General features: G+C 61.2%; 11 protein-coding genes (1 of these 11 only partly in view). 4 read left to right on the top strand and 7 right to left on the bottom strand.

Annotated features, from left to right (window positions below; translation table 11 throughout):
- Positions 1-1,552, bottom strand: the 5' portion of a protein-coding gene (gene polA / locus I6L47_RS14600; RefSeq protein ID WP_216947688.1) for a DNA polymerase I. Its footprint begins 1,214 nt before the window's first position; the window shows 1,552 of its 2,766 coding nt (coding positions 1-1,552); it begins with the start codon at positions 1,550-1,552; its stop codon lies beyond the left edge, outside the window.
- Positions 1,553-1,952: 400 nt separating this feature from the next.
- On the opposite strand from polA, the gene elbB reads away from it, so the two are divergent.
- Entirely contained in the window at positions 1,953-2,603 is a 651-nt protein-coding gene (gene elbB / locus I6L47_RS14595) for an isoprenoid biosynthesis glyoxalase ElbB (RefSeq protein WP_216947687.1), read from the top strand.
- Between the two features lie 72 nt (positions 2,604-2,675).
- On the opposite strand, the gene I6L47_RS14590 is transcribed toward elbB, so the two are convergent.
- The 4 genes from I6L47_RS14590 to I6L47_RS14575 form a co-directional block, all read right to left on the bottom strand.
- The gene (locus I6L47_RS14590; protein WP_005339554.1) at positions 2,676-2,885 is read right to left on the bottom strand and encodes a cell division protein ZapB; all 210 of its coding nucleotides are present in this window, start codon (positions 2,883-2,885) and stop codon (positions 2,676-2,678) included.
- Positions 2,886-3,131: 246 nt separating this feature from the next.
- Positions 3,132-4,412: a hypothetical protein gene (locus I6L47_RS14585; protein WP_216947686.1), complete on the bottom strand. Its 1,281-nt coding sequence runs from the start codon at positions 4,410-4,412 to the stop codon at positions 3,132-3,134.
- A 20-nt stretch (positions 4,413-4,432) separates the two neighbouring features.
- Positions 4,433-5,212, bottom strand: coding sequence for a serine O-acetyltransferase (gene cysE / locus I6L47_RS14580; RefSeq protein ID WP_005339552.1), 780 nt, complete (start codon positions 5,210-5,212; stop codon positions 4,433-4,435).
- 8 nt (positions 5,213-5,220) lie between these two features.
- On the bottom strand, positions 5,221-6,132 hold the full coding sequence (locus tag I6L47_RS14575; protein ID WP_005339551.1) for a cation diffusion facilitator family transporter: 912 nt from the start codon (positions 6,130-6,132) through the stop codon (positions 5,221-5,223).
- 85 nt (positions 6,133-6,217) lie between these two features.
- Here I6L47_RS14575 and I6L47_RS14570 point away from each other — a divergent pair, with 85 nt between their 5' ends.
- From I6L47_RS14570 to trmL, 3 genes are all read left to right on the top strand, one after another.
- A complete protein-coding gene (locus tag I6L47_RS14570) occupies positions 6,218-6,913 on the top strand; it encodes a response regulator (RefSeq protein ID WP_005339549.1) in 696 nt (231 codons plus the stop codon).
- Positions 6,895-8,265 carry an ATP-binding protein gene (locus I6L47_RS14565; RefSeq protein ID WP_005356054.1) on the top strand — a complete coding sequence of 457 codons (1,371 nt, stop codon included), beginning with the start codon at positions 6,895-6,897 and terminating at the stop codon, positions 8,263-8,265. Before I6L47_RS14570 ends, I6L47_RS14565 begins: the two co-directional genes overlap by 19 nt.
- Positions 8,266-8,339: 74 nt before the next feature.
- Entirely contained in the window at positions 8,340-8,804 is a 465-nt protein-coding gene (trmL, locus tag I6L47_RS14560; protein WP_005339545.1) for a tRNA (uridine(34)/cytosine(34)/5-carboxymethylaminomethyluridine(34)-2'-O)-methyltransferase TrmL, read from the top strand.
- 13 nt (positions 8,805-8,817) lie between these two features.
- On the opposite strand, the gene I6L47_RS14555 is transcribed toward trmL, so the two are convergent.
- Positions 8,818-10,107 (bottom strand): MATE family efflux transporter, encoded by a 1,290-nt coding sequence (locus tag I6L47_RS14555; protein ID WP_254204868.1) that lies wholly within the window; start codon positions 10,105-10,107, stop codon positions 8,818-8,820.
- A 74-nt stretch (positions 10,108-10,181) separates the two neighbouring features.
- A complete protein-coding gene (locus I6L47_RS14550; protein ID WP_100647126.1) occupies positions 10,182-10,808 on the bottom strand; it encodes an SCO family protein in 627 nt (208 codons plus the stop codon).
- Positions 10,809-10,881 lie beyond the last annotated feature (73 nt).

Below are 10,881 nucleotides of genomic sequence, written 5' to 3'. Positions count from 1 at the left end.
ATACCTTGGCAAGACCCGGCACGGCCTCCAGCTGACTCCACAGGGTCTGGTGCAGGCGCAAAGTGATATCGGCATCTTCCGCCGCATAGGGAGCGGCCTGCTCCAGCTCGATCTGGTTGAAGGTGAGCTGTTTCACCCCTTTGCCCGCAATATCTTCAAAGGAGGTGGTCTCAACCCCGAGGTAACGCTTGGCCAGCGAATCCATGTCGTGGCGACTGGCGGTGGAGTTGAGCACGTAGGACTCGAGCATGGTGTCGTAGGCGATGCCCTGCAGGTCGATGTCATGGTTGAGCAGCACGTTGCGATCGTACTTGAGATTCTGCCCCACCTTGAGACGGGTCGGATCTTCCAGCAGCGGCTTGAGCTTGCCCAACACCACGGCCTCGCTTAGCTGTACCGGTGCCCCCAGATAGTCGTGGCCAAACGGCACATAAGCAGCCTTGCCCGGCTCAACCGCGAAGGAGACACCGACGATCCGCGCCTCCATATAGTCGAGACTGGTGGTTTCGGTATCGAAGGCAAACAGCGGTGCCGCTTTCAACTGTTCCAGCCAACCGTCAAACTCGGCTTCGTCCAGAATGCAGCGGTAATCGGTTTCGATGGCGGCAACCGGAGCGGTGTTGTCATCGCCAGCGTCGCCCTGTCCGGCGCTCTCGCTCCCCTCTTCACCACCGGATTCCAGCTCCTTGATCAGGTTGCGCAGCTCGTATTCGCGATAGACCGCCAGCAGGGATTCCTTGTCGACCGGCTTGAGCAACAGCTCTTCCAGACTCTGTTCCAGCTCGACATCAGTCTTGATGGTCGCCAGTCGATAGGAGAGACGAACCAGCTCCTCCTGCTCGCGGAACTTGTCGGCGAACGCCTTGGAGCCACGGAAGCCTAGGGCGGCGACCTTGTCGAGGTTGGCGGCAATCTCGTCGATGCTGCCAATCCCCTGCAGCAGAGCCAGTGCGGTCTTCTCGCCGACACCGGTCATGCCGGGAATGTTGTCGACCTTGTCACCCATCAGGGCCAGATAGTCGATGATGAGCTCGGGCGGTACGCCGAACTTCTCGATCACCCCTTCCCGATCGGTCTTCACATCTTTCATGGTGTCGATCAGGGTGACATGGTCGGAGACCAGCTGTGCCATATCCTTGTCACCGGTGCTGATCAGCACCGGCAGCTGCTTCTCGGTCGCCTGGCGGGCCAGGGTGCCGATCACGTCGTCGGCTTCAACTCCTTCCACCATCAGGAAGGGAAAGCCCATCGCCTTGATCATCTGGTGGATAGGCGCGACCTGGCTGCGCAGATCGTCCGGCATGCTGGCGCGGGTCGCCTTGTACTCGGGATAGATGTCGTCGCGGAAGGTCTTGCCCTTGGCATCAAACACCACGGCCACATGACAGTCAGGATATTGCTTGCGCAGGCTGCGCATCATGTTGGCCATGACACGGACGGCGCCGCTCGGCAAACCGGTCGATGTGCGCAGATCGGCCTGCTGGGAGGCGAAGAAGGCGCGGTAAAGATAAGAGGAGCCGTCGACCAGAATAAGGGGGTTGCTAGGGGCCATGAAATCGTCCTGCCAGAGATAAACAGCCGCTAGGATGCCACAGGGCCCCCCTCACACCAAGGGGCGCAGCAACAGCACACAGCGCCTGATTAAGGGACTCAATCTGTGGATAACTCTGTGTTCAAAAATGGGACGCATCAGAGCGCACAGTGATAAAGCTGTGCATAAGAATATAAAAATCTATTAAAAACAATTCATTGAGATCGTAAAAACCGATCGCGAGACAGTTAGAATGATCTCGATCAATGTGGAAAAAGATTTAAGGGAGTTGGTACGGCAGGATCCAAAACGAAACAATCCTAGCACAGCAAGATGACTTGACCAGCGGAGGGCGAGCGATAACCATACAAAAGTACAACAATCCATCCTGGCTCACATTTTCAACAACGAGGAGTTTGCCATGAAAAAAGTGGCCGTGATTTTGAGTGGCTGCGGTGTCTTTGACGGGGCCGAAATCCACGAGGCCGTCATCAGTCTGCTGGCGTTGGCCCGTCAGGGAGCCGCCGTCCAGTGCTTCGCCCCGAACGTGGCGCAGCTCCATGTCATCAACCACCTGACCGGTAAAGTGAGCGAGGGAGAGAGCCGCAACGTGCTGGTCGAAGCGGCCCGCATCTGCCGTGGCCAGATCAAGGATGTGGCCGAGCTGGATGCGGCCGATTACGACGCGCTGCTGGTGCCCGGCGGCTTTGGCGCTGCCAAGAACCTGTGCGACTTCGCTATCAAAGGGGCCGAGTGCCAGATCCAGCCCGATGTGCTGAAAGCGTGCCAGAGCTTTGCCAAAGCCAACAAACCGGCCGCCTATATCTGCATCGCACCCGCCATGATCCCGCTGATCTATGGTGCCGGGACGCTGGCGACCATCGGCCATGACGAGGGTACCGCCAACGCCATCGAGGCGATGGGTGGCAGCCATCTCAACTGCCCGGTCAACGAATTCGTGGTGGATCAGGAGCGCAAGGTGATCTCCACCCCCGCCTACATGCTGGCCAACAACATAGTCGAAGCGGCGGACGGCATCGAGAAGACGGTCAAGCAACTGCTGGCGCTGTAATTCCCATCCCGCCAAAAACAGACGGGCCGCTCATGGAGCGGCCCGTTTTCAATTCTGCCTGAAGGCGATGAATTAGATGGTTTCGCCCATCTGATCCATTTTGCCCAGCAGGGCACGCAGACGCTCCTGCCATGCAGTGTGCTCGTTGCGCAGCTGATGGTTCTCGTCTTGCAGCTTGCTGTTCTGCTCTTTCAGCTCGTCCAGCTCCATCTTCAGCAGGGAGATGTTGTCGACGGCGGATTGTACTTTGGATTCGAGTTGCTCAAGGACTTCTAGTGACATATGCATACCTGTTTGTTCAATTGCGATGCCCCACAGAGGGCGATTCAAGCGCGTGAAGCCAGCATACCCCGAGCGCATCGGCACAAACAAGCCAGTGCGCTGTAAAATGCGCCTTCCATAGATGTATTGTCTAAATATGCGTCTATTTTTCTCGCATCCTGCGCCAGAGCCGCGACAACACACTGAACCGTGCGTAAAAAGCCCCGCCACCCGCGCATCATTGGCACCCTCCTGACGGCGCCGCCGTTATCCATGCAAGGCGATATAAGCCCCCAGCAACAGACAGGCGACCACATACATCAGCAGGCCGTAGAGCAGGTTCCAGCGCAGGATCAGCCCGGCACTGAGGTTGTAGCGGGAGGCCAGCGCCAGATTGGATCCGGAGAGCGGACTGGTGCCGGTGGCAAGCCCCCACCCCAACAGGAAACACATGCCGAGCAGGCTGGGATCCGGCGCCAGCGGCCAGAGCAGCGGCGCCAGCCCGGAGATACTGATGAGCGGATGTACCCCGACGATGGCCACCAGCAGGATCAGCAGCAAAGTGAGGGACGCCTCAAGCCAGTCAAAGTGGTTGAACAGTGGCAGGCCGTGGCCAGCGCCAAGATCGATGACCGACAGCGCACTGTTGATGCCTGCCGCCAGCAAACCGGCCCCCAGAAACAGCACCAGCTGACCGCCGATGGCGGGGAAGCGCTCCACCACCTGCCGCTTGAGGGCCGCCTTGCGCCCGACCGTCGGCATAAAGAGCAGTGCCAGCAGCGGGGCCACCAGCGCGATCACCGCCAGAATGCCGAGCTGGGGCCAGATCTGCTTGATGAGCAGTACCAGCAGCGCCAGCGTGACCGGCAACCCCAGGGTCTGCAGCCGCAGCGGATAACCGGCAAAGTCGGCCACCCCGATCCGCTCCACCTGCCAGGCAGTCAGCCCCATCGCCAGCAAGGCGGCGAGGATCCCGAACGGCAGAATATGGGAGAGCTGCAAGCCCGGCGCATAGGTGAGCGCCACCGCCATGGCGACAAAGAAGGGTGACCAGAAGGCAGCCGCACAGAAGACCCGGCTCAGCACCATCACCTGACGCCGCTCCAGGGTGCCATTGCGCTCCAGCCGATCGCCGATGATAAAGAGCACCGAGAGGTTGATGACCGCCCCCAGCAGATTGAGGCTGGCCATGGTGCTCCACAGCCCCTTGCGCCCGGTCCAGGAGGTGGTGCCGGTCAGCAAGCCGGAGGTGGCAAGGTTGAGGGTGCTCACCGCGGCAAACATGGTGAGCATATTGATGTTAGGCAGCAGCCAGTCACCGGCGGTGAGGGTCGCTCCCTGCCACCAGGAGAAGAAGAGCAGCAACAGCGCCGCGCCATACAGGGCCAGCGCCTGCCGCTTGGCGGCCCCCACCAGCCAGGGCCAGGTGAGCAGTGATGCCCCCCAGGCCGCAATGGCAGCAGGCCAGGGGGAGAGTCCCAGATAGAGATGCAGCAGGTTGAGCAGCCACATCCCCAAAATCAGATAACCCGACCAGCGTTTGGCCATCGACTACTCCGGCCGGGAGATCAGAGACACTGATCCATATCCAGTGAAGGCTTGTCGCACTCCGGACGGCCGACGATCTTGGCAGGTACGCCAGCGACCGTGGTATGAGGCGGCACCGGGTTGATCACCACGCTGCCCGCACCAATTTTGGCACCCACGCCCACTTCGATATTGCCGAGCACCTTGGCGCCCGCCCCTATCATCACACCTTCGCGGATCTTGGGATGGCGATCGCCGCTCTCCTTGCCGGTACCACCGAGGGTCACGCTCTGCAGGATGGAGACATCATCTTCAATCACCGCCGTCTCGCCCACCACTATGCCGGTGGCATGGTCAAACATGATCCCCTTGCCGATGCGGGCGGCCGGGTGCACATCCACCCCGAACACCACCGAGATCTGGTTTTGCAGATAAAGGGCCAGCGAGCGGCGCCCCTGACGCCACAGCCAGTTGGCGACCCGGTACCCCTGCAGGGCATGGAACCCCTTGAGATAGAGCAGCGGGGTGGAGAAGAGATCGACCGCAGGATCGCGCTCCTGCACGGCGCAGATGTCGGCCGCCACTACCGTCAGCAGCTCGGGCTCGCTGCGCAGGGCCAGCTCGATCACCTCGCGCAGGGCGATGGCGGGCATGGTGGCGCTGTCGAGTTTGTTGGCCAGCTGGAAGCTGAGGGCCGAACGCAGATTCTTGTGATTGAGAATGGTGGAGTGGAAGAAGCTGGCCAGCATCGGCTCCTGGGCCGCCATGCACTCCGCTTCTTGCTGAATTTTGTGCCAGGTTTTGGCAACCAGTTCATCCATGTTGCAGCCTACTGTTGTTCTGGGTGAGGGCTCTGTTGTTCTTTTGTCAGCACCGAGATGGGGTCCATGTGGATGATGACATCCATCCGCTCGAATGCCTGGCGTACCGCCAGTTCGGCTTCATCGGCGATCTGATGGGCCTTGACCAGGGGGATCTGATCATCCAGTTCAAGATGCAACTGTACGAATCGGGTCGGCCCGGATTGACGGGTGCGCAGGTCATGTACGCCGTGTACACCTTCTACGGCACAGCAGAGCGCCATTATTCTCGCTTGTTCTTCCGCTGGCAACTGACGATCGAGCAGCGCCTGCACCGACTCGTAGCCGATGTGTCCCGCCCCCCACAGCAGGAATAGCCCGATCAGGATGGCAAACAGGCCATCGGCCCAGTACCACCCCTGCCCCGCCAGCACCAGCGCCAGCAAGACACCGGCATTGAGCAGCAGATCGGAACGGTAGTGCAGCATGTCGGCCTTGATGGCCACACTGTTGGTCTTGCGAATGACAAAGCTCTGGAAGCTGACCAGCAGCAGGGTCAGCACGATGGAGCCACCGCTGACCCAGAGACCCGCCTCCAGCCGCAAAATAGGCGCCTGATTGAGCAGGGATGAAATTCCGTGCATCACCAGCAGCAGGGCGGAGCCGGAGATAAAGGCCGACTGGATGAGGCCCGCCAGCGACTCCGCCTTGCCGTGACCGAAGCGGTGTTCGTCATCGGCGGGGGCAAGCGCATAGCGAATGGCCAGCAGGTTGATGATGGAGGCACTCACATCCATGAAGGAGTCGGTGAGCGATGCCAGCAGGGTCGATGAGTCGGTCATCAGCCAGGCGATCAGTTTGCCGATGATCAGCAAGGTAGCGGTGGTGACCGCCGCTATGCTGGCAAAGGTCACCCAACGGGAATATTGTTGATGGCTCAAAACCGGCTTTCCTCTGGCGATGAAAAACTTATTATACCCTGACCCCGGCGTCAGTTTGGCGCGAAAATCTGCGGAATAACACCAGATGAACAGAATACTCCTGGTCGACGACGATCTTGAATTGACCCAACTGCTCACCGAAATTCTGACCCTGGAGGGATTTCAGGTCACGGTCGCCGAGGATGGTGAAGAGGGGCTGCAACGGCTGGCGGAGCAGAGCTTCGATCTGGTGCTGCTGGATGTGATGATGCCCAAGCTCAACGGCTTTGCCATGCTGACCAAGCTGCGCAAGACCCACGACACCCCGGTGCTGATGCTGACCGCCCGCGGTGACAGCCAGGACCGGGTTAACGGTCTGGAAGCGGGTGCCGACGACTATCTGGCCAAGCCGTTCGATGACAGGGAGCTGCTGGCCCGGGTACGCGCCATCCTGCGCCGTACCCAGAGCGCCCCACCCCAGCGCGGCAACTCCTCCGACGAAGTGCACTTCATGGATATCGTGCTGCAACCCGGCCTGCAGCAGGCCCGCTGCGGCGAACAACTGCTGGAGCTGACCGCCACCGAGTTTGGCCTGCTGGAGTGCCTGCTGCGCAATCCCGGCCAGATCGTCAGCAAGAGCCACCTCTCCGAGCAGGTGCTGGGCAAGAAGCTGGAACCCTTCGATCGGGCCATCGACATGCACCTGAGCAACCTGCGCAAGAAGCTGCCGGACCGCACCGATGGCCAGCCCCGCTTCAAAACCGTACGGGGGCGCGGTTACCTGTGGCTAGAGCAAGAATAGAGCGTATCAACTCCCTCAACGGGATCTCGACCCACATCTTCCTCTGGTTCTGGTTCATGCTGCTGGTGATGCTGGCCGCCGTGATCAGCCTGCCGACCCTGGATCCCCGCAACCAGATCCCGCTGCCGACCCACGAAGTCGCGCGGATGCAGAACAACGTGCAAGCCCTGCTCAACGCCGCCGAGCCGGATCAAGATTTCGATCTGGCCAAGGCGATGGACAAGATCGCCATGCTGCCGGTGGACAACGTCTACCTGCGCGACGAGAAGGGGCAGATCCAGTCCACCACCCATCCGCGCAAGTTCGTGGTGCGCTTTATGGTGGATGCTGACGACCCGGCCAATCCCATGCTGGGCAACGAGGATCGCAAGGCGATCGCCGGCCCCTTCCTGATGGAGCACCACGGTCATCGCTATCACGTCTATTTCGGCCTCAATGCCGAGAACCCCTATCTGTTCCTGTTCATTCAGGTGCTGGATCACCCGATCCGCATTCTGGGCATCTCGATGCTGGTCAGCACCCCGCTCTGCCTGCTGCTCGCCTGGCGGCTGACCCGCCCCATCCTGCAGTTGCAGAAGTCGGTCTCCCAACTGGCGGCCGGCAATCTGGAGGTACAGATCCCCAACCTGGGACGGGGCGACGAGATCGGCCAGCTGGCGGACAACGTCAGCCGCATGGTAGAGACGCTCAAGAGCATGATCCAGAAGCAGAAACAGCTGCTTTCCGATATCTCCCACGAGCTGCGCAGTCCCCTCACCCGGATGCAACTGGCGCAGGCGCTGATCCGCCGCAAGCAAGGTGACAGCGCCGAGCTGGCGCGGATCGAATCGGAGATCGGACGGCTGGACAAGCTGATCGGCGATCTGCTGGATCTGTCGCGAGTGCAGCAGCATGTGGAGGCGCCGGTGGTACACCCGCTGGCCGACCTGCTGGAACCCATCCTCGAAGATGCCATGTTCGAGGCAAACCAGAGCGGCAAACAGCTCAGACTGCCGCCGCTGCCCGCAGAGTCGATCCAGATGTGGCCCGAGCTGCTGGCCCGGGCCGTGGAGAACCCCCTGCGCAACGCCCTCAAATATGCCCGCGAGTTCATCAAGGTGGACTGGTATCGGGAGGGACTGGAGTGGGTGATGACCATTCGGGATGACGGCCCCGGGGTGCCAGACGAGCAGCAGGCGCTGCTGTTCCAGCCCTTCTTCCGGGTCGATGACGCCCGCAACGCCAAAACTGGCGGCACCGGGCTGGGGCTGGCCATCGCCTCGGAGGCAATACAGCGCCATGGCGGTACCATTGCGGCCAGCAACAATCACCCGACCGGGCTGACCATCACCATCCGCTTGCCCATCGCCTGATCCTTTTCATCCGGACGGGCGCTGGGTATGCTGGCGCCCCTTCTTGGCTTTACACCTCTTTGCAGGAGCTCGTCATGCTCGATATCGTCCTCTACCAGCCGGAAATTCCGCCCAACACCGGCAATATCATCCGGCTTTGCGCCAATACCGGTTACCGGCTCCATCTGATCGAGCCGCTGGGATTTGAGTGGGATGACAAGCGGGTAAAACGGGCGGGACTCGACTATCACGAGTTTGCCGAGGTGAAGCGCTGGCCGAGCTATGAGGCCTTTCTGGCCGCCGTGGCGCCCAAGCGGGTGTTTGCCTGCACCACCAAGGGCCGCACCGCGCACTCGGCAGCACAATATGCCCTTGGCGACGCCCTGCTGTTTGGCCCGGAGAGTCGCGGCCTGCCCATCGAGATCATCGAGAGTCTGCCATTCGAGCAGCGGCTACGCATCCCTATGGTGCCCCAGAGCCGCAGCATGAACCTCTCCAACGCGGTGTCTGTCTTTGTCTACGAGAGCTGGCGCCAGCTCGGCTACGACGGTGCCATGTAAGCGCCACCGATGATCAGTGGCGGGCGTCGAGCAGATGCCCGCTGCGCTCCAGCCGCCAGCAAGTTACCCCCAGCGACAGACCGCGCCCCACCATCAACGCTGCCATCGCCGCCCATAACGCGGCCACGCCCCACGACTGACAGAGCCACCAGATCGGGAAGAAGCCGCCAAACGCGGCCAGCAACATGCTGTTGCGCATCTCCCGCGCCCGGGTCGCCCCGATAAATACGCCATCCAGCAGGAAACACCAGACCGCCAGCAAGGGCATGGCGATCAGCCAGGGAAGCTGACGATGTGCCTCCGCCACCACGGCCGGAATGTCGGTGATATAGCCGATAAGGTGGGCACCGAAGAGGGCAAACACTAGGGTAAAACCAGTGGCGATGAGGGCGGCCCAGCCCAGATTGAGCACGATGGCCTCCCGCAGTTTCTGCCGATCCCGCTGACCGATGGCTCGTCCTACCATGGCCTCCACCGCATAGGCAAAACCATCGAGTCCGTAGGAGATGAGCATCAGGAAGTTGAGCAGCACCGCATTGGCGGCCACCGCCACATCCCCCAGTCGTGCCCCTTGCAGAGTCATGAAGGCGAAACAGAGCTGCAAACAGAGGGAGCGCAGGAAGATATCGCGGTTGAGGCCGAGCAACCGCACCATGGGCGCAAGCTGCCGCCAGCGCTGCCAACCATCCTGCCACACCGTCGGCGCCAGTTGCCGCAGCTGACGGCGTACCAGCCAGATCCCGACCGCCAGCGCGCAGTAGTCCGCCATGACCGAGGCCGCCGCCACACCCCGCACCTGCCAGCAGAGCCCCAGCACAAACAGAGCATCGAGCGCCATATTGACCAGATTGGTGAGGATCAACATCACCATGGGGCTGCGGGCATCCTGCATCCCCAACAGCCAGCCCATGATCACCAGATTGCAGAGCGCCGCCGGGGCGCTCCAGATCCGCACCGCCACATATTGGCCCGCATAGAGCTGCACCTCGAGCGAGCCGCCACTCAGGGCGATCAGTCGTGGCAACAGGGGGAAGAGCAACAACAGCAGCGCCAGGCCAAGAGCAATGGCCAGCCCCAGCGCCCGCAGCAGGGTATCGAGCTGGGCACGACCGTCGGCGGCGCCGTGCGCCTGCGCCGTCAGGCCGGTGGTCGACATCCGCAAGAAGCCGAGCAGCCAGAAAATGAGGTTGATCAGGGTTGCACCGACCGAAACGCCCCCCAGAAACCAGGCCTGACCGAGATGACCGATCACCCAGGTGTCCACCAGCCCCAGCAAGGGGGTGGTGATATTGGAGAAAACCATGGGCAGGGCGAGCGCAAAGACGGCGCGGTGGCGAGAGGGATCTCGCCACCAGGGGGCAACAGCTGGGGTCACGCTCAGTGGCCTGCCAGCTTCAGGATGCGGGAGAAGTCAGAGAGCATGGTGGCCATCTGCACCCTGGGCACCTGACCCGGCGCCACTTGCGGACGGAATACCGCCTGCAGCTTGCCCTTGGGATTGATGAGCACGATGGAGGCGGAGTGATCGATCAGGTAATCCTTCTCCCCCTGATTGGCGATGGAGTAGATGAGCCCCAGATTGCGCACGAACGGGAACAGCTTGTCGTGGGGGGCAGTGGCTGCCTTGAACTCGGGATTGAAGAAGGCGGTATAGGTCTTGAGGCGTGGAATGTCGTCACGCTGGGGATCCGCCGAGATAAACACCACCTGACTGTCGGGCGCCATCTTCTTCAGTTGGTCATAGACGGAACGCATATCTGCCAGCGTGGTGGGGCAGATATCGGGGCAGAAGGTGTAACCGACAAACAGGAAGGTCCAGTGCCCCTTCAGGTTGGCAGGGGTGAACGGCTGGTTGTCCGCATCGGTAAAGGCGAAATCATTGATGTCCCGCCCCGCCGGATAATAATCGGCCTGTTCCGGTTGCTCTGGCTGCGTGGCGTAGAACACCAGGATCAGGCAGGCTGTCAGCAGCAGAAAGAGCAGGGGATAGCGGAGCTTCATCATAACAAGAGACCCTTTCAGTTCGAGGCAGATGGCCAGCAGTGACCGGACAAGAGGGGGGCATTGTACCCCAGCG

Source organism: Aeromonas sp. FDAARGOS 1417, assembly GCF_019046985.1.
In the GTDB taxonomy this organism is placed as follows: domain Bacteria; phylum Pseudomonadota; class Gammaproteobacteria; order Enterobacterales; family Aeromonadaceae; genus Aeromonas; species Aeromonas veronii.
Note: the sequence above shows the minus strand (reverse complement) of the source record. Positions and strands in the feature narration are given on the sequence as shown.

Bases quoted from the DNA above. Each gene is read 5' to 3' on its own strand.
- elbB (WP_216947687.1), top strand. From the start codon at position 1,953: ATGAAAAAAGTGGCCGTGATTTTGAGTGGCTGCGGTGTCTTTGACGGG.
- trmL (WP_005339545.1), top strand. From the start codon at position 8,340: ATGCTCGATATCGTCCTCTACCAGCCGGAAATTCCGCCCAACACCGGC.
- cysE (WP_005339552.1), bottom strand. From the start codon at position 5,212: ATGGATGAACTGGTTGCCAAAACCTGGCACAAAATTCAGCAAGAAGCG.
- I6L47_RS14590 (WP_005339554.1), bottom strand. From the start codon at position 2,885: ATGTCACTAGAAGTCCTTGAGCAACTCGAATCCAAAGTACAATCCGCC.
- I6L47_RS14550 (WP_100647126.1), bottom strand. From the start codon at position 10,808: ATGATGAAGCTCCGCTATCCCCTGCTCTTTCTGCTGCTGACAGCCTGC.
- I6L47_RS14585 (WP_216947686.1), bottom strand. From the start codon at position 4,412: ATGGCCAAACGCTGGTCGGGTTATCTGATTTTGGGGATGTGGCTGCTC.
- I6L47_RS14555 (WP_254204868.1), bottom strand. From the start codon at position 10,107: ATGGTTTTCTCCAATATCACCACCCCCTTGCTGGGGCTGGTGGACACC.
- I6L47_RS14570 (WP_005339549.1), top strand. From the start codon at position 6,218: ATGAACAGAATACTCCTGGTCGACGACGATCTTGAATTGACCCAACTG.